This window comes from Brevibacillus brevis, assembly GCF_900637055.1.
GTDB lineage: Bacteria > Bacillota > Bacilli > Brevibacillales > Brevibacillaceae > Brevibacillus > Brevibacillus brevis.
This window is the reverse complement of the sequence record NZ_LR134338.1, coordinates 3106481-3126163: the sequence shown is the minus strand read 5'-3', so window position 1 is coordinate 3126163 and position 19683 is coordinate 3106481. Positions and strand designations below refer to the sequence as shown.

Annotated in this window: 12 protein-coding genes; 10 read left to right on the top strand and 2 right to left on the bottom strand. The window is 44.5% G+C overall.

Annotated elements, in window-relative coordinates:
* Positions 1 to 2: 2 nt before the first annotated feature.
* The 9 genes from EL268_RS14925 to EL268_RS14885 all read left to right on the top strand — a co-directional run bounded on the left by EL268_RS14925 (position 3) and on the right by EL268_RS14885 (position 10506).
* On the top strand, positions 3 to 614 hold the full coding sequence (locus EL268_RS14925; RefSeq protein ID WP_106655307.1) for a DUF4304 domain-containing protein: 612 nt from the start codon (positions 3 to 5) through the stop codon (positions 612 to 614).
* Between the two features lie 200 nt (positions 615 to 814).
* A complete protein-coding gene (locus EL268_RS14920; protein ID WP_106655308.1) occupies positions 815 to 1285 on the top strand; it encodes a hypothetical protein in 471 nt (156 codons plus the stop codon).
* A 505-nt stretch (positions 1286 to 1790) separates the two neighbouring features.
* Positions 1791 to 2048 carry an autorepressor SdpR family transcription factor gene (locus tag EL268_RS14915; protein WP_007729097.1) on the top strand — a complete coding sequence of 86 codons (258 nt, stop codon included), beginning with the start codon at positions 1791 to 1793 and terminating at the stop codon, positions 2046 to 2048.
* Positions 2049 to 2064: 16 nt separating this feature from the next.
* Entirely contained in the window at positions 2065 to 2688 is a 624-nt protein-coding gene (locus EL268_RS14910) for an SdpI family protein (RefSeq protein ID WP_106655309.1), read from the top strand.
* Position 2689: 1 nt separating this feature from the next.
* Positions 2690 to 3445, top strand: a complete 756-nt coding sequence (locus EL268_RS14905; protein WP_106655310.1) for a CPBP family intramembrane glutamic endopeptidase — start codon at positions 2690 to 2692, stop codon at positions 3443 to 3445.
* Positions 3446 to 3682: 237 nt separating this feature from the next.
* Positions 3683 to 6802 (top strand): efflux RND transporter permease subunit, encoded by a 3120-nt coding sequence (locus EL268_RS14900; protein ID WP_106655311.1) that lies wholly within the window; start codon positions 3683 to 3685, stop codon positions 6800 to 6802.
* 24 nt (positions 6803 to 6826) lie between these two features.
* Positions 6827 to 8161: an efflux RND transporter periplasmic adaptor subunit gene (locus EL268_RS14895; RefSeq protein WP_106655312.1), complete on the top strand. Its 1335-nt coding sequence runs from the start codon at positions 6827 to 6829 to the stop codon at positions 8159 to 8161.
* Positions 8162 to 8182: 21 nt separating this feature from the next.
* Complete coding sequence (gene lgrE / locus EL268_RS14890; RefSeq protein WP_106655313.1) at positions 8183 to 8965, top strand: linear gramicidin aldoreductase LgrE; 783 nt, start codon at positions 8183 to 8185, stop codon at positions 8963 to 8965.
* On the top strand, positions 8962 to 10506 hold the full coding sequence (locus tag EL268_RS14885) for an aldo/keto reductase (RefSeq protein WP_106655314.1): 1545 nt from the start codon (positions 8962 to 8964) through the stop codon (positions 10504 to 10506). The genes lgrE and EL268_RS14885 overlap by 4 nt, the downstream gene beginning before the upstream one ends.
* An 83-nt stretch (positions 10507 to 10589) precedes the next feature.
* On the opposite strand, the gene EL268_RS14880 is transcribed toward EL268_RS14885, so the two are convergent.
* Both EL268_RS14880 and EL268_RS14875 read right to left on the bottom strand, forming a co-directional pair.
* Complete coding sequence (locus EL268_RS14880) at positions 10590 to 11354, bottom strand: ABC transporter permease (protein ID WP_106655315.1); 765 nt, start codon at positions 11352 to 11354, stop codon at positions 10590 to 10592.
* A gap of 1 nt (position 11355) precedes the next feature.
* On the bottom strand, positions 11356 to 12291 hold the full coding sequence (locus EL268_RS14875) for an ABC transporter ATP-binding protein (RefSeq protein ID WP_106655316.1): 936 nt from the start codon (positions 12289 to 12291) through the stop codon (positions 11356 to 11358).
* A gap of 547 nt (positions 12292 to 12838) precedes the next feature.
* Here EL268_RS14875 and EL268_RS14870 point away from each other — a divergent pair.
* Complete coding sequence (locus tag EL268_RS14870) at positions 12839 to 19669, top strand: non-ribosomal peptide synthetase (protein WP_115984385.1); 6831 nt, start codon at positions 12839 to 12841, stop codon at positions 19667 to 19669.
* Positions 19670 to 19683: the final 14 nt, after the last annotated feature.

Here is a 19683-nt window from a genome sequence, read left to right as displayed (position 1 = left end):
TCATGTTGCAGCAGCTCTTTAACGATATGATTAAACAGGATGTAAAGCCGTTCCTTTCCAAACGTGGCTTCGCAAAGAAGAGTTTGAATTTCCATAAGAGAACAGAAAGCCTCATTTACATGTTCAACTTCCAAAAATCTGCTGGCAATGCAGCGGATAATGTAATGTTTTATGTGAACTGCGGTATTTATGCAGCAGAGTTCGCACAGATACAATCGAGAGAGCTTCTAACAGCACCTCAAGAAGCGGAGTGTCACTTCAGAGCAAGAATTGGCGAAATTGTTGAGTCTGCTCCAGATCGATTTTCAATCACTCCTGATACGAATATGGATGATATAAGAGAAACGCTGCTAAGTGGATTAGAAGAGGTTATTCATTTCTATGATACTATGACCAGTGCCAGATCCATTGTTGATTATTACTCTTCAGGTCCATATTTGCATCTGGCCGAAGAGAGCTTTCATTTGCTCTTACAATCCAAGGATGTAGTAGCGGCAAAACATTATTGGAAGAGTTTGCAGGAAAAGTACGGAACAGAAAAGCGATGGTCCATATTCGAGAATAAATACTCGGTCATCTTCAATAAATACGGAGTGGAATTTGATGAGCGATAAGTCAGCATATCGACGGATTTTTTTGTGTGTGCATGATAGGCCGCGCAGCGGTCAGTCTAAGACTTTATTTTCAGGTCTTAGGTGGCCGCTGTTTCATTTCGTGGAGTCAGTAGATAACCAATTTTTGGTAAAATAGGCGAACGAGATAGGCGGAAAGTCCATAACGTAAAGTGTGTTAAAGCCATTGGAGGAGGGAATTTATGTACGGGTGGTTTCAACAAGAGAGTTATTATCCAATTTCAGCGGGAGAAGGCAGACACTACAACGATTACGAATTACGGAGACATATTTCCAGATTAGAACGATATCTGGTGGAAGTACAAGAAGCATTATCAGTATGTACGAAAAAGAATGGCGCTTTAAAAAAGGATTTAGAAGTTGTTAGACAGCAAAGCCCAGTGCAAACTCAAAATGATCAAACCTACCAACAGCCAGCAGTAGATAAAGTAAATGTCAAATGTATAGTAGCGACAGAGACATCGGTAACCTTTGAAATATCGGGAAGAAGATTAACATTTGATAGGGATTATTATGGGAATTATGTAGGTGAATATACCCCAGGAAAAGTATACGTAGCCATGGCGGATTATGGAGCGGGGCAAATCTATCTATCCATGAAGGATGATAATGAAATTTGGCATACATTTAGATATTCACGTATCCAATCGTAATTGACTAGTTGTGCTTATGAAAGTCAGTGGCAACAAAAGAAAGAGATTGTTCGCTTAGATTGATTCTTGTCGAGTGATACCTGATGCGAGAAAATGCTTATGTCACTCGGCATTATACATACTTCGGAAAGTGCTATGTAAGCAATATATGGCCCAAACCAAAGAAGTGGCAGACCGATGTCATTTTGATGGTTGAGAATAATAGCCTATAAAAAGAGACTTGAATATTCAGTGAAAGTGTAATGAAATGTAATTGTACGTATGAGTTGGGATAAATTGTATACGAATTATTGGAGGAATTTTGTATTTATGGTAGAATGAATATAGAACGATCACAAAGCAACTTAGCTCACCTCTAGAAATTCTAAACTATACGAATATCCTAAAACTCCCTCCAACCAGTGGTGTCTTACGTACGAGCTGGCACAAGGCATTTCTCAACGCTAATATTTAGATAAATTCCTAAATATCTAAAAATAATGGATGAAAGTAGGATCGATTGATTATGTCAATGAATTACGCATTTAAGGCACTCTCTGATCCCACAAGAAGAAAGATTCTTGACCTGTTGAGGGAGAAAGATATGACGGCTGGAGAAATAGCCGATCATTTTCAAATGACAAAGCCCAGCATCTCCCACCACCTCAGTTTATTGAAACAGGCACAAATGGTTTACGACGAACGAAAAGGGCAAAACATCTACTACTCACTTAATACGACTGTTTTTCAAGACTTATTAAAATGGTTTATCCAATTCCATTAGAAACGGAGGTAATCACATGAATAAATCCAATTTGTCTATTTTATTTTTTTTCATCAGTGTTGTCTTGGGCGTTATTTGTTATCCCTCAATGCCAGATCAGATGGTCATTCATTGGGGGCCAAATGGCGAACCGAATGGTTTTGCGCCTAAGCTTGTGGGTGTATCCTTTATTCCGGTTGTGATGCTGTTTATATTCGTGGCTGTTCGCAGACAAAAACAATATTACCAAAAGTTTCAAAGCAGTCACGATACAATCTTGCATACATTAATGATCGTGCTTCTCGTCATCCATAGCGTGATAATCGCATATGGATATGGCTATATGTTAAATATTGGGATATTCGTCACGCTTATCTTAGGAATTCTCTTTGTCACGATAGGGAATTTTATGCCTCGTTTTCGACATAACTATCTGATTGGGATACGCACGCCATGGTCACTCGCTAGTGAAGAGGTCTGGAAAAATACCCACCTATTGAGTTCCCGTGTGTTCTTCATCGGAGGAATCCTCATCATGCTCACCTCATTTTTACCAACGACCATTCATTATGTCCTGATGTTGCTCATTGTATTGGTGACGATTCTGATTTCTATAGGAAGCAGCCATTACTACTACAAAAGAACAGGAAGGGGAAAGTAAAATGAAAAACTTGAAAATAGCAATTCTGTTATCATTGGTGAGTGCTATCGGCTTTATCGCAGCTATTCCCTATTTGCTGGCAATTGGTGGGGATGCATTAGCAATGATACCTCTCCCGCTGCCAGTTGCCATGGCAATTTTCGTCTTGCAGGGAAGCATCATGGCATTTCTGTTTTCGTGGATTGGATTGACCTTCGCAACCAAGGTGGGGCTGGATGCCCCTGTCCTTCGGAAGTGGCTATATAAAACGGGTGGAGAGTCCTTCAACAAAAAGGGAATCATTCAAGCAGTCCTCTTTGGATTTGCAGCAACAGGTCTTCTCCTCATACTGGAACTCGCCGTTTTCCAACCATTGATGCCAATCTTGGCGGAAAAAGCCCAAGACGTAGAAGTGTCGGTTTGGGCAGGTATCCTGACAGCCATTCAAGGCGGAGTATACGAGGAAGTCATGGTTCGTTTGTTCATGATGACCATGATCGTGTGGATTTTGAGCAAACTATTCGGACGTAAAGCCTCCCCTAAGCCATGGATGTACTGGGCAGGCATCATTGGGGCAGCCCTTATATTTGGGCTTGGTCATCTTCCTGCGGCAAATGTCTATTTTGGTGAGATTACCCCGCTGTTGTTCATTCGCACGATCGCCCTTAACGGGGTGGCAGGTATATTATTCGGTTACCTCTACTGGAAGCGCGGGCTAGAGTATGCAATGATTGCTCACGCGATAGGGGATATCATCCTTCATGGTTTCATTAAATAAGAACGCTTCCCACACGAATTCGTTGTGTGTAGAAACATACAAGTGTTCGACATTTCGAGAGATTTTTCGAGTAAGTAGATCAAAAACTCCGTCGCAAGGTGGTTTTTGGTCTTCTTTCTGTTTTGTAAAAAAGCGAAATGAAAAACAAAATTTAATTTTTATGGAAATTTATTGAATACCGAAAAAATGAGGGGTAATATAGAGAATGGAATTTATTAGGAATGAGGGGGGCATGCCTTGCGTTTTCTAACGAATTTTTCTCTCAGAAACTCAACAGCTATTATTATTATGAGCCTGCTTGTCGTAGTCAGTGGAATCATTGCTGCCATGTCACTCAAGGTAGAGAACATGCCGGATATCACTTTCCCTGTGCTTCTAGTCAACACTACTTATCCGGATGCATCACCAGAAGATGTTCTCGATGATGTAACGAAGCCATTGGAACGTGAAATTGGGCATGTAACAGGCGTTAAGGCAGTGGAGTCATACTCAAGCAACAATAGTTCCACGCTACAGGTCTACTTGGAGACTGGTTCAGATGTACAAGCTGTCAGAGACGAACTGGAAAGAAAAATCTCCAGTATCGCGCTTCCTAGCAAAGTAAGCAGACCGCAAGTGATGATTCAGGGCTTCAGCAATCAACCCGTTTATTATCTGTTTGTGACAGGACAAGATAAGGAGAGTGGACTCGATCATTTTGACAACGATGTGAAAGAAACAGTGCTCAAAGAGTTAGAAGGTATTGAAAATGTTGATAAAGTATCGACAATAGGCGGACAATTCAAAGAAATGAAAATCCTACCAAATATAGATGCGCTAAACTACTACGGAATCTCTCCGTTACAGTTGAAACAGCTTTTACTTGACAATCACGTAGCTCTGCCAATCGGTGCGATCACCGAGGATGGGGAAGAGCGCATCATTCGCGTGCTAAGCCGTTACCTCAATGTGGAAGATATTCGTAACACCAAGATATTCCTCCCAAGTGACCCCAAAAATGGGCTTACCTACGTCAGGCTTGGCGAGATCGCAGAAGTCAATTTTGATCAGGTCGTTAATTCGATCAGTCGCTTTAACGGCAAGAATGGAATTAACATCAATATTTACAAAACACGTGACGCCAATGCGGTAGAAACCGGTGATGCCATCAACGAAAAACTATCCCTTTTAAAAGAAGAGTACCCGGACTTAACCTTTACCACGATTTATGACACTTCTGTTGATATCAAGAATTCGATTAACGGCATGCTCAAGGAAGGCTTGCTTGGAGCTATTATGGCTTCTGTAGTCATCTTGTTGTTTTTGCGTCATGTAAATGCAACCCTCATCGTCCTAGTCTCTATCCCAACATCCATCCTAGTAAGTATGATCTTCATGTCCTGGATGGGCATAACTCTCAATATGATCACACTGTTCGGGATGGCAGTGGCTGTAGGACGAGTTGTGGATGACAGTATCGTCGTCATCGAGAATATTTTCCGCCACTTGCAATTGAACAAAGAGCGCAAGGAAAACTTGATTCAAATTGCCACCCACGAAATGCTGCATGCAATTACCTCATCGACTTTTACGACAACAGCCGTATTTTTACCCATTGTGTTTGTTGGAGGGATGATCGGAGAAGTTTTCCGCCCATTTGCATTAACCGTCGTCTGCTCGTTGTTTGCCTCACTATTGGTAGCCGTGACGATTGTTCCACTGTTAGCCAAGCTGATAATCCTAAAAGACCACAATATCAAGGAATATGAACATGGGAAAGGGTCTGACACGTACAGGAAGTTACTTCACTGGTCACTCAACCGCAAGCCCGCTATCGGATTTCTGTCGCTCATTCTATTGGTAGCAAGTCTAGCGCTTCTCCCGTATATGAAATACGGATTGTTTCCTGATCCGGAAGCGAAGTACATATTCGCGCAAGTAACGATGCCAAAAGGTACACAACTAGATGTTCTCGATCAAACGGTTGCCCAGGTCGAAAGCAAATTGCTGGAGCAGCCTGAAGTAGAGTACATAGAAATCAATCTTGGCTCTGAAAATGAAGCGGAAATACGCCAATCGAACCAATCCCTCTTAATAATCAAAACAGCGCCAGATGTGAATCTCGACCAAACCATCAAGAAATTTGAGGGAATCGTCAAACCAATGATTCCGCTTGGATCTGAAATGGCCTTGACTAAACCTGGCAGCAGCGATACCAACAAGTTCAAGGTGATCCTGTACGGTCCAGATCTGGATCGTTTGAAAGAGGCAAGCGAAATTGTCAAATCAAACTTGAAAGTAAGTCCTCTGCTGACCAACGTGAAGGACAATTTGAACGATTTCAAAAATGAAGTTGTCATCAAAGTCGATAGAGACAAAGCCTCGGAACTGGGAGTTTCCCCTGTACAGGTGGCTCAAGAGGTCAACCTCCTGGTCTCGGATACCCAAATCGGCAAGATCAAAGTCGACGACAAAGACTATAATCTTTTCTTTGGACTCGGGGAAAACCATGCGAAATCGCTAGAGGAACTGAACAATATTTACATTCAAACGCCAAGCAAGCAACAAGTGCGTTTGGTGGATTTTGCCGAGATTGACCAAGAAAAAGTTCAATCACAAATCATGCGCAAGGACGAAAAACAATTCGTACAAATTACAGCAGATATCACGAGCGACAACAAAGGAGGAGCGAGCAATTTCCTGTTTGCGATGTTGCAAGCGGAAAAATTGCCTGCTGGAGTTACATTGTCATCTGAAGGTGTCTCAAGCGACATGGAAAAAAGCTTTAAAGATATGCTCTTAGCCATTGGTGCAGCAATTTTTATCGTCTACATTGTCATGCTCATCACTTTTGGCAATGCTACGGCTCCGCTCGCAATTCTACTGTCCCTACCACTTGCTGTGATCGGCGGATTATTTGGCCTGTTTATTTCAGATACCGTTCTTGATATAACGGCACTGATTGGCTTTTTGATGCTGGTCGGAATTGTTGTTACCAATGCCATCGTGTATGTGGACAATATCCAGCATCGAAGACTGGAAGGGACTTCTATGCGTGAGGCAGTTGTCGAAGCTGGCGTTACCCGATTACGCCCTATTATTATGACAGCAGTTGCGACAGTCAGCGCGCTCTTGCCGCTTTACCTCGGCTTTTCTGAAGGAGCCTTGATGACCAAAAGCTTGGCGATTGTGGTCATTGGTGGACTGGTTACTTCGACGATCCTGACCTTAATCGTGGTTCCTATTGGGTATGAATTACTGTATCGGATCAAAAAAGAGTTTTTTGCCCCTGATACCAAAGAAGCGGAGATCGAGCCAAGTGAGGATATGTTTATTTCCGTGCTGAGAAGTTTACGCGATATGAAAAAGTCTGGGTAAGGCAGAGGGAGGAATTTACTAAAAATGAAGAAGACGAAGCTAATCAGCTCAGGTGTGGCATGTCTTATAGGCTTGACGATCATCTCGGGATGCAATTCTCAATCCGCAGAAAAGACCAATTCTAATGAAGGAAGAACACCAATCGAAAGCCAGTCCAGCACGGAGATTGAAACCATTAAAGTGGAGAATTCCGTTGATGTTCAAGTAGAGGAAGTAACAGAAGGAGAACTCAAAGAATCCGACAGGTTGCTGGCGGAGGTATTCGCTAACACAGATGTGAGTATTTACGGTAAAACTACCGGGACCGTCTCGGAAATTCTAGTGAAAAAAGGAGACACAGTAAAAAAAGGGCAAGTCATCGGAAAGCTGGATCAAACCGAAGCGCAATTGAAACTGCGTCATGCTGAGGCGGCATTAGCAGTCGCCAACGCAAATCTAGAGCATTCCAACAAAATGGGGACGTCCAGCGAATTGGCAAACAGTCAACTGAAGCAGGCGGAGCAAACCTATGCGAGTGCCCAGCGTACGATTGCACAAGGATTGACGCTGGCGCAAGCAAATTACGACCGCGCTAAAAAGCTGTTTGAAGAGAAAGCTTTGTCCAAAAGTGAGCTTGAGAACGCAGAAAACGCATATCTGCAAGCAAAAAACCAGTATCAAAGCCAGCTAGATCAGGCGCAAACCGCTTTAATTAATGCTCGGACGCAAGTGAATACAGCCGATAAAAATGGACGAGTCACGCAAGCAAATGTGCAACAAGGAAAGGTGGAAGTGGATATTTCCAGAAATGCGTTGGAAAACACACTGATCAAATCAACAATAGACGGTATTGTCACCGATATTCAAGTCCAAGAAGGCGATACGATCAACCCGCAAAAGCCTATTGCAACGGTAATTAACCTTGATCCGATGATTGTGAAGGTGAATGTGTCAGAAAAAGCGTTGGCAAGCTTCCAAAAAGGAACACAACTAGATTTGCAGGTTCCCTCTCAAAATATCAAGGTCAAAGGCAGTATTTCCTACGTTGGACTAAAGGCTTCTGACCAATCTAAGCTTTTCCCCGTGGAAATAGAAGTGCCAAATCCAAAAGGTACGCTACTTCCCGGAATGAAGGCGGAAGTGTCTTCAAAGAAAGGACAAGCAGGTATTCTCATACCGACAGATGCCATCCTTGAGCGAAATGGGAAGTCGGTAGCCTACGTCGTGGATGGAGAAAGAGTAGCTGAGAAGGAAATCTCGATCGCTTCGAAAGGAACGGAGAAGACGCTTATTGGCTCTGGAGTGAAACCAGGAGACCAGGTAGTTATCAAAGGACAATCACAATTAAAAGATGGTGCAAAAATTCGCATTGTTCCCTAAGTAATATCGAGGAGGATACCTATGCAAAAGATGTACGTTTCCCAGAACCGATGGCTACTCTCTGCAAAAATGACGGCGGAGGCAGAAGTGCTATTATTTTGCTTTCACTATGCTGGTGGTCATGCTGGTATTTATCGGGATTGGCAAAAAAAGCTGCCCGTTCAGATTGGCGTTTGTCCAGTGCAGCTGCCGGGCAGAAGTAATCGCTTTTTAGAGCCTTGCTACACGGATTTGTCTATAATGATTCGTGATCTGGCAGAAGCGCTACTTCCCTATCTGAATCGACCGTTTGCCTTTTTTGGACATAGCATGGGAACACTTGTCAGCTTTGAGGTGGCTAGATATTTACGCAAACATTACAACCTCAAGCCGCTGCACATGTTTGCATCCGGATACCATGCCCCGCATCTGCCAGATCCGGGTGAAGCCATTCATCATCTCCCAGATCAAGAGTTTCTGGAGGGCGTACGAACGATGAATGGCACGCCAAAGGAAATTTTTGAGGACAAGGAGATTCTGAATATGCTTCTCCCTACGCTTCGGGCCGATTTCACGATATGCGAGACGTATCGTTATCAAGACGAGGAACCGCTGGACTTCGGACTGACGGCCATTGGCGGTTGGCAGGACCCGGATTTTTCCGTAACACATCTCGAAGGCTGGAGAGATCACACGAACGCTTCTTTTCAATCACACATACTGGAAGGGGACCATTTTTTCATCCATTCTCAACAGGATCAAGTCCTTACTATTGTCGGGTCAACTCTTCAAAATTATCTTGCCGGGTATAGGGGGATAGGATGATGACAGGAAAAGCAACACGAGAGGGGACACAGCGCCTAGCACAGGCTAATCCCCATCTTTTCTATAAGCAATTTGGCAGCTTCAATGTGTGGATCAGTCAGGTTGGATTCGGAACGTACCGGATTGATGAACAGGATGAGCAGTACCAGCAGGCACTCCGTAAGGCACTGCTCGAAGGAATTAACCTGATTGACACGAGTAGTATGTATACTAATGGTAGCGCTGAGAAAGTCATCGGTCATGTGCTGAAGCAGCTGATAAGTGAAGAAAAAATAAAGCGGGAAGAGCTTGTAATCGTATCCAAGGCCGGTATCGTCCAAGGCGAGGATTCCGAAGAGACGATGAAGAGGACAGCGGAAGGCAAACCGTATCAAGACTTCACAACGGTACATGAGGGAATGTCGATATGTATCCACCCAGAATACCTTCAAGACCAGTTGACACGGAGCCTGCAGCGCTTGCAGGTGGAAACGATTGATTGCTACATGCTGCACAATCCAGAGTGGTATTTACTATGGGCAAAAATGAAAAAGATCAAACAACAGGAAGCATATGATGAATTATTGGAACGAATTGAGAAGGCTTTTCGACATTTGGAGAAAGAAGTAGAATCAGGGCGGATTCAATGCTATGGTGTCAGTGCCAATTCATTTGTCAGCAATGTCAAGGAATTTGATTTTGTTGGGCTGGATACCCTCTGGGAGATTGCTGAAAAGATAACGTCGAATCACCATTTTCGCGTTATCCAGTTTCCAATGAACATGTACGAATCCGGTGCCATGCTCGAAAAAAGCCATGCGCAAGGCAAGAGTGCCTTGTTATTTGCCAAGGAAAAAGGACTTGGTGTCATGACCAACCGGACGCTAGATGTGACAGCGAAGGAAAAAATCTTCCGCCTGACGAACATCCAACTAGATCAGAGCACGGTCATTGACGAAAAAGAAGCCATTCGCCAAATCAAGGATTGTCTGAATCGTGTAGAGGATGTAGAGGATCAGATCGTCTATCGCGTCTTACCCTTACTTAATATGGAGAAAGAAGATGTGAAAGAGCTGAAGAAAAAAATATCATCTGGAGCTACACTCCGCAAATACTGGAAAAAGCTATACTCTGCCACAAATGTGCAAAATGTGAGAAGCTTTTTGTTTGAGCCGATCATCGAAGATATTCGCAAGACAATTAAAAAACATGAGGGCTTGGACGACCAGACGCAGCAATGGCTGGATGCCTACAAGGCTGCTCTGATGGAGACAGCTGAAGCTTTGAAGAGCTACTACGCCCCCAAAGACTACCAGCGTTCACTGGATATCTCGAAAGAGCTGACGAGGGTGAAACCGCATTTAATGACAACAGATAACCTCAGCCAAGCTGCGATTAGAACGATGCGCGCCACTCCAGAGATACACAACGTCCTCGTGGGGATGAGACGTGAGCATTATGTAGAGGATGTACTCATGGAATTGAAGAGACCTTTGGATACGATCATGCAAGAAGAAGACTGGCACACAATGACCCAAACCCTTAAAGCGGTTATTGGTTAAAAACACCACCCAAATAGTAAAACCACCTCATGGAATCGTGTGACGACAACGATTTCATAAGGTGGTTATTTTTCATACTTCGGTTATTTCCATTTGCTGATGATATGCTCGCGATCAAACACTTTGATACTTATCTGGAACAAGATCAGGGCAACCACCGCACAAATTGTGACCATTCCCAGATAGATTACCGGATTGCTCATCATGGAGAGGAAGATGACCTGACTGACAGCAAGTCCGATGATCGGCAGAACCAGTATGGCACCAAATTGTTGGGCTGCTGCGACATTGTCAACTTTGGAGGAAACAATGACGCTCATGGATACGCTGATGATCGAGATAAATGGGACCAGCAGGAGCATCGCGAGAATAAATACGATGGAGAAATACTCGCCAGCATTTTCAAAGGTTGCAAAGATAAACCCTAGAAAGATTAGCTGGACAATCCAGGTCAGTGCAATGGAAGGCAAGGAATACGCTAGGACCTTACCAAGCAAAAACTCCTTGGTGGAAATCGGGGTGACCAGTACGCTTTCCAATGTCCCTGTCATTTTTTCCATGATGATGCTCGTCGTGGCAAATGTTAAGGGGATCATGGCCGGTACGATCAGGAACAAGAGAAAATAGAAGCGAGCAATGGCAATATGACCATCTGCACCTGCCATGTTAAGGAGGGGATTGGTCAATTTCATCAGGTTAAGGATGAACTCCATCTTACCGTTTTGGGCAAATACAGTGGTGATCAGAGCGACAATCAATATAACGAATGGTGCAGCAAGATTCGTAATCAATACGGAGCGTGCAGCGAAAAGCTCTTTCCATTCCCGGAGAATAACAAATCCCGGCATTCTAGATCGCCTCCTTTTCTTGATTCAACAAGCTGAGATAGGAGTCCTCCAGTGACACGGAGATGGGTGCTATGTAATTGACGGTAATATCCGCTTCGACCAGCTTTTTGATCAGCTGTGGGTTCGAGGTCTTCGGATTCGCTACCCTCAGGTGGAACTGATCTTCGGTGCGCTTATACGTCTCAACTTCCGCGGCGGCTTTTATAATTTGTTCCGACTTTTGAGAATCCTCTCCTACGTCAAGAAGCACATTGTAGGTGGTCCACTCTTCGCGGAACTTCTGTGGGGTCGTTAAACGAATCACCTCACCCTTAATGATGGCGAATTCATGACATAACTCATCAATTTCTGCCAGGATGTGTGAACAAAAGATGATCGTTTTTCCAGACGCAGCCCACTCGCGAATCAGATCTTTCAGCTTCCGAGTGCTGACAGGATCGAGATTGGCTGTGACTTCGTCTAAGAAAAGCACTTCGGGGTCGTGTAAAATCGCGCAAACAATCGAAAGTTTTTGTTTCATCCCTTTTGACAATCTGCCAGCAGGATCGTTTCTTCTGTCCCACAAATCGAATTGGCGAAGCAAATACTCGATGCGTGAAGCACGCTTGGCTTTGGGAATCTGGTAGCAGGAGGCGAAGAATTCCAGGTTGTCCAACAGAGAAAGCTTGTCATACACCCCAGGAGATTCTGTTACACAACCAATTTTTTTGCGAATCTCTTCTTTGTTCTTGCTGATTGGATGACCGAGGATGGTGACTTCTCCTGACGTAGGCTCAATGAGGCAGGACAGGATTCGTAGAGAGGTTGTTTTTCCAGCTCCATTAGGTCCAAGTAGACCAAAAATTGTACCTTTGGGAATCGAGAGGGAAATGCCATCGAGAACTTTTTTGTCTCCGAACGATTTTTTGAGATCCTTAATTACGATTGCAGGCTCCATAAAAAAATCCCCTTTTCTAGACTTTTCTGTGATCCGATTTTGTGTGCAGCTCCCGTTTATTAACTTTCAGAATATTGAAATCTCACGAATACCAACGAGTGTATTACAAAAATGGGCAGAAACAATTGCAGATTGAGAAGGAAATTGCTTGTCTGGTGAGGTGAAATACTGAGATGAGGGTATAACCTTCCCTTCCCTAATACACAGAGGCAATTTTATATCAGAGCGTTATCTCATGTTGAACGAAGTGCGGCATTGAAAATGGGAACCATCCGTATTTCCACTTTTTACCAATACTATACTTCCCCTCCTTTCATCCCCCTCAAAACCAGCAGAGTATTGCCTTTTGGCATCCTTTACTCTAATCGTTGGGCACAAAAAAATTTAAAAATTTACATACAACCACTTGCAGAAAACCATATTTTTGAGTTATATGTAAAATCATGTAACAAAAAGTAAAAAAGTGGTACAAATTCCATCTAAGCTGATTTTCAATCGAAGTCAACTTTTTGTCAACGAAATTATGAGAAATGCTGGTGATGTTTTTTTGAGAATATTATTCCTAACAACATTCATGAGCAAAGAAAACAAGATTGTGCAGTACTTGGAATCAAGAAACCACGAAGTCATCGTGTGCAATGAAAAATGGCAGCAAGAAACCGAATATTTCGAACAAATCGACTATGTAGTCAGTTACGCGTACGGCTATATTCTGGGTAAGGAAATCGTTTCCCGTTTCAAAGGACGCATTATCAATCTACATACATCCCTCTTGCCTTGGAACAAGGGGAGAGACCCTGTTTTCTGGAGTATTTGGGATGAGACACCAAAAGGGGTTACGCTACATCTCATAGACGAGAACATAGATACAGGTGATATCCTTGTTCAGGAAGAGATTGCTTTTGATGACGAAGATACACTGATCGATTGTTACAACAAAGCGAATCAGGTGATTGAAGACCTGTTCATCCGAGAGTGGGACAATATTGTAAGTGGGCGGATCACACCATTTCCGCAACCAGCTGGCGGAACGATTCACTACAAAAAAGACCGAGATTTCTACAAAAACCTGAATATGACCACCGTAAAAGAGCTGCTGGCATTAAAGCGTTTTTGTGGAGAACGAACACAAGGAGAGATCCAGAGCGATAAAACCTACCATCAGTTGTTTGAACGACAAGTCGAAGTGTCACCGGACAGACTAGCAGCTGTATGTCAAGATCAGTCCCTGACATACAAACAGCTAAATGAACGAGCCAATCAGTTAGCCCATAACCTTTGTGCCAAAGGAGTTAAGCCTGACGATCAAGTGGCGCTCATGATGGACAGATCACTGGACATGCTGGTGAGTATTCTCGCCGTTCTAAAGGCTGGAGGAGCATATCTCCCTATCGATCTGGATTATCCGGATGAACGAATTGCTTATATGCTAAACGACAGTAACGCACCCGTTCTATTGACACAGACTCCCCTTATAGAAAAGGCGAAAAGCATCTGCGAAGAAGTAGAAGTGATCGACGTGTGTGACCCTGGTAGCTTCAGCGACAGAAAAGAGAATCTTCCGCACGTCAATCGATCAACAGATCTCGTTTATGTCATGTATACATCGGGATCGACAGGTTTGGCCAAAGGCGTGATGATCGAGCATGGCAACTTGGTCAATTTTTGCGAATGGCACAGCCAGTACTTTGAAGTGGGCCCTGAAGACAAAGCCCTTGTCTATTCCAGTTTTTCATTTGATGGGTCTGTATTGGAAATATTTCCCTTTCTATTTACGGGTGCTTCCTTACACATCGTGCCAACTGCACTGAAGTATGATCTGAATGCGTTGAATGATTATTGCAACCAAGAAGGCATTACGATCAGCTTTTTTCCGACAGGAGCAGCTGAACAGTTCATGCAGATGGATAATCGTTCTTTTCGAGCGATGCTCACAGGCGGGGATGTACTAAAAAAGGTTGATCGGCGCGGTGCTTACAAGCTTTACAACCTGTATGGACCGACAGAATGCACGATTGCTGCTACTATTTTTGAGGTGGACAAGCAGTACCAGAGCATTCCGATTGGCAAGCCTCTCACTCATAGCTACCTCTTAATTTTGGATGAAAAGCTGGCATTACAGCCGATTGGGGTAGCAGGCGAGGTATTTATCCTCGGTGAAGGGTTGGGACGAGGATATGTCAACCGACCAGATTTGACCGCTGAAAAATTCATCATTCATCCACAGACGGGCGAGCGTATGTACCGCACGGGAGACAGAGCACGCTGGTTGCCTGACGGGAACATCGAGTTTTTGGGCCGCCTCGACAATTTGGTAAAAATTCGCGGATATCGGATCGAGCCAGGAGAAATTGAACCTTTCCTCATGAATCATCCAATGGTCGAAATGGCAACGGTTATCGCCAAAGAACGGGAAGATGGCCGCAAATTCTTAGTTGGCTATTATGTTGCTCCTGATGCAATCCCTTTTCACGAGCTGAGGGAATGGCTCGGAAATGATCTTCCTGATTACATGATCCCGACGCACTTTGTTCACATGGAGACCCTACCGCTCACCACGAATGGAAAGGTAGACAAGCGGGCATTGCCAGATGTACAGGGAGATGAGGAGCTGCTCAACGAATATTTTGTCGCGCCCACTGATGAGCTTGAACAACAATTGGCTCAGGTGTGGAGCAGCGTGCTAGGAATTTTGCAGGTGGGAATCGACGACCATTTTCTTGAGTGCGGCGGGGACTCGATCAAGGCCATGCAGCTCATTTCCCAGTTCAAAACTATCGGATTCGATTTGAGATATGACCAGCTTTTTAAGCATCCAACGATTCGCCAAATGAAACGTCTGTTCACAGAGCAAGAGCAGACGAACGTACAACCATTGCAGGAGCTGATCGTACAACAGGAATACGAAACATCCGCGGTGGAGAAACGAATGTACATCATCCAGCAGCAGGATGTCGAGTCGATCGCATACAATGTGACATTCACCGTTGACTTTCCCCAATCCGTAGATGTAGAGCATATCCAGATGGCCTTGCAACAGCTGGTGATGCGCCACGAAGGATTACGAAGCACATATCACATGCATTATGACGAAATCGTAAAACGAATTGTCACATGGTCCGAGCTATCATTTGTCCGTCAAACAGGTGAAGAAGAGGTGGTACACAGCCTACTTGCAGAGAACATCAAGCCATTCGATTTGGGAAAAGCACCATTGCTCCGGGCTGGAATCATTGAAACTCCTGACAAACAGGTTCTCTGGCTCGACTCCCATCACATTGTCATGGATGGCTTATCCAAGTCGATTTTGTTGCAGGAATTACAGACTTTACTCGAACGACAGCAGCTTCTCCCTTTAAAGAATACCTATAAGTCTTTTGCGCGATGGCAAAATGAGTGGCATTCAAGCGACGAATACAAACAGCAAGCTGCTTACTGGAAAACCCTTCTAGAGGGCGAGCTTCCCGTTGTCCAACTTCCTACACGAAAACGTCCGTCGCAATTGACATTTGATGGGACTACGATCACGTATCGTGCAAACAAAGAACTCACTAGAAAGCTCAAGACCACGGCAACAAAACATGATGTAACTCTCTATATGCTGATGCTCACCATCGTATCTGTCTGGCTTTCCAAAATGAATAACGACAGCAAGCAAGTCATACTAGGTACCGTAACAGATGGAAGACAGCATCCAGATACGCGAGAGATACTTGGGATGTTCGTGAATACCTTGCCACTTCTACTCTCGATTGACCATGAAGAAAGCTTTTTACATAACCTGAAACAGGTAAAGCAAGAGCTTTTGTCTGCTTTGCAAAACCAGTACGTTCCCTTTGATAAAATTCTCGAGGGCTCTGGTGCAAAACGCGACGGGAATCGTCATCCCCTGTTTGATGTGATGTTCATGATGCAAAGCTCACCGGAGACAGAGTTGGAAAACCACATGCGTCATATCAACAACAGGATTAGCAAGTTCGACCTGACACTAGAAACAGTTGAGCGGGAGAACGAGCTGCACATTGTTTTTGAATACAACACACTGTTGTTTGATGAAAGCATGATCCACCGGATGATTGCGCAGTTTGAACATCTCCTTTTGCAAGCTGTTCACGGTTTGGAGGAGCAAGTTAAAGCGTTTGAACTCATGACCCAAGCGCAACGCCTCGATTTGTTTCTAGGGGTAAACGATACATCCAAAACATACCCCAGCAAATTGATCATGCAGTTGTTAGAAGAATGGGCTACTGCTACACCTGACAAGATCGCATTGGTACACCGCGAACAGTGCATGACATATCGAGAGCTGAACGAGCGAGCAAATCAACTGGCACATACCCTCCGTACAAAAGGGGTGAAATCAGACGATCTGGTGATGCTTATATCGGAACGATCCTTTGAGATGCTAGTGGCAATTTTCGCCGTGTTGAAAGCAGGTGGAGCCTATCTGCCGATCGATCCGAACAGTCCAACTGACCGAATTTCCTACATTTTCACAGATAGCGGCGCCAAGATGGTGGTAGCACAGTCCCGTTTCGTTGAAAAAGCAAGCTTTACAGCGGATGTTATTGATTTGAACAGCGAGAGTAGCTTTTCTCCAGAGACAAGCAATCTACCGCTGGTTAACAAGCCGGATGACCTCGTGTATGTCATGTATACATCGGGCTCAACTGGCAAGCCAAAAGGCGTGATGATTGAACACGGGGGGCTACTCAATGTACTCCATGCCATGCAGGATGAATATCCGCTTCTATGTGAAGATGCATTCCTGCTGAAGACGACTTACATTTTTGATATCTCTGTAGCAGAAATTTTCGGGTGGATTCCTGGGAATGGCAGATTGGTGATTCTCGAGCCAGAGGGAGAAAAGAACCCCAAAGAAATATGGCAAGCGGTAGTCCAAGAAGGGATAACCCACATCAATTTCGTGCCATCCATGTTGATTCCGTTCGTCGAATATCTGGAGGGGCGAAACGAAGCCAACCGATTGCGGTACATCCTTGCTTGCGGGGAAGCGATGCCGGATGATCTCGTGTCAAAAGTATATGAAGTACTGCCGGAGGTGAAATTGGAAAACATCTACGGGCCAACAGAAGCGACCATATATACTTCGCGCTATTCGCTCGCAAAAGACTCACTGGAGAATCCTGTACCCATCGGAAAGCCACTGCCCAACTATCGAATGTATATCGTCAATCAGTACGGACAATTGCAGCCAATAGGCGTTCCGGGCGAACTATGTATTGCTGGAATCAGCTTGGCGAGAGGATATTTGAATAACGAAGAGCTGACAGCGGAAAAATTTGTTGCCCATCCATTAGAGGCTGGTAAGCGTATCTATCGCACAGGCGACCTGGCACGCTATCGTGAGGATGGCAATATCGAGTATCTCGGACGGATGGACCATCAGGTAAAAATTCGTGGATACCGCATCGAGTTGGATGAAATTCGCAGCAAACTGATCCAGGAAGAGTCCATTTATGATGCGGTGGTTATGGCCCGAACCGACCAGAATAATCAGGCATACTTGTGCGCCTATTTGCTTTCCGTGAAGGAATGGACAGTCAGTCAATTGCGCGACCTGCTTCGCCGTGAATTGCCAGAATATATGATACCTGCCCACTTCGTTCTCATGAAGGAGTTTCCGCTTACTTCCAACGGTAAGCTGGATCGAAAGGCCCTGCCCGAACCGGATGGAAGTGTGAGAAGCGAAGCAGAATACGTAGCACCTCGCTCTGAAATGGAAGAGATTCTTTCCAGAATTTGGGGAGAAGTACTTGGCATCGAGAGGGTAGGGATTCAAGACAGCTTTTTCGAGCTTGGTGGAGATTCGATCAAGGGTTTGCAGATCGCGTCTCGTCTGCAACGGATGAATCTCATGATGGAATTCAATCATCTGTTTAAATATCCGACGATCGAACGAATGGCACCGCTTGTCATTTCCGAGAGTATCACGATCGATCAGGGACTGGTAACAGGGCCTGTCTTACTTACACCAATCCAGCACTACTTCTTTGAACGGATTACATCAAGCAGACGTCACTGGAATCAAGCAATGATGATTTTTAGCCAAGACGGCTTCCATATCGAACTACTGATGGAGTCTCTAAATGCGCTTGTGCTTCATCATGATGCCCTGCGCATGAGTTTTTCCGAATCGGATGAGGGCTTTGTCCAGTTTAACCGAGGCGACGATGGTAATCTGTTCGTCTTCCATGTGTTTGATTTTACAGAAGAGCTGGACGCTCGAAACAAAGTGGAAGAAGAAGCAAACCGCCTGCAAGCCAGTATGAATTTACAGGAGGGACCGCTGGTTCAAGTAGCGCTCTTCAAGACAAGAGTAGGTGACCATCTGCTTTTTGCGATTCACCATCTGGTTGTTGACGGTGTTTCCTGGCGCATCATTCTGGAAGACTTCCGAATCGCCTATCAACAAGTAGCCTCAGGTAATCCAATTGCTTTACCGGAAAAAACACATTCTTATCAAAGATGGGCGAAAGAGCTCAAAAACGCAGCCAATAGCAAGAAGCTTGTAAACGAACTCGCTTATTGGAAAAAAGTCGAATCCATTCCAATCCGTCCATTGCCAAAGGATCAGGAGACCATTTACCAGACCGAAATGGAGACGATAACCGCGTCGGTTCGTTTCTCCAAATTGGAGACTGAAAAATTACTGCGCCATACAAATCATGCCTACCAAACAGAAACGCAAGAGATTCTGCTGACTGCCTTGGGAATGGCGCTACGAGAATGGACAGGGGCGAACGATGTTCGAGTCTTTTTGGAAGGACATGGACGTGAAGAGATTGTCAAAGGCTTGAATGTCTCCCGTACGGTAGGTTGGTTCACTTCCCTTTTCCCAGTCGTCCTGCCTGCTGCCAAATCGGGCCAATTGGCGGAGCAAATCAAGCTGGTCAAAGAAATGATGCGTGCTATTCCGAATAAAGGAATCGGGTATTCCATCTTAAAGCATCTCACCGAGACCGAGCACAAAGGAGACATCCCTTTCACACTCCAGCCCGAGGTTGTGTTCAATTATTTGGGACAGTACGATGCCGATTTGGACAATGATCTGTTCACGCCATCGAATCTACCAGTGGGTAGAGTGCTGGGCCCTCATGCCGAACGCATGCACCCGCTAGATATCTATGCCAAGATTATCGGTGGAGAGCTGGTTATCTATATGAATTACAATCGCCATGAGTATCACAAAACGACGATAGACAAGCTCATGGGACTCTATCAAATTCATTTGAACGCTATTATTGTGCATTGTATACAAAAGAAAGATTCTGAGTTAACACCGAGTGATTTTGTGGACAAGAAGCTCTCTATGGAAGAACTCGATGACATTATGGACTTGATAGGCGATTTGTAAGTAAATGTAACTCA

Coding starts and splice junctions, on each gene's coding strand:
- EL268_RS14925 (WP_106655307.1), top strand. CDS start 3: ATGTTGCAGCAGCTCTTTAACGATATGATTAAACAGGATGTAAAGCCG.
- EL268_RS14920 (WP_106655308.1), top strand. CDS start 815: ATGTACGGGTGGTTTCAACAAGAGAGTTATTATCCAATTTCAGCGGGA.
- EL268_RS14915 (WP_007729097.1), top strand. CDS start 1,791: ATGTCAATGAATTACGCATTTAAGGCACTCTCTGATCCCACAAGAAGA.
- EL268_RS14910 (WP_106655309.1), top strand. CDS start 2,065: ATGAATAAATCCAATTTGTCTATTTTATTTTTTTTCATCAGTGTTGTC.
- EL268_RS14905 (WP_106655310.1), top strand. CDS start 2,690: ATGAAAAACTTGAAAATAGCAATTCTGTTATCATTGGTGAGTGCTATC.
- EL268_RS14895 (WP_106655312.1), top strand. CDS start 6,827: ATGAAGAAGACGAAGCTAATCAGCTCAGGTGTGGCATGTCTTATAGGC.
- lgrE (WP_106655313.1), top strand. CDS start 8,183: ATGCAAAAGATGTACGTTTCCCAGAACCGATGGCTACTCTCTGCAAAA.
- EL268_RS14885 (WP_106655314.1), top strand. CDS start 8,962: ATGATGACAGGAAAAGCAACACGAGAGGGGACACAGCGCCTAGCACAG.
- EL268_RS14880 (WP_106655315.1), bottom strand. CDS start 11,354: ATGCCGGGATTTGTTATTCTCCGGGAATGGAAAGAGCTTTTCGCTGCA.
- EL268_RS14875 (WP_106655316.1), bottom strand. CDS start 12,291: ATGGAGCCTGCAATCGTAATTAAGGATCTCAAAAAATCGTTCGGAGAC.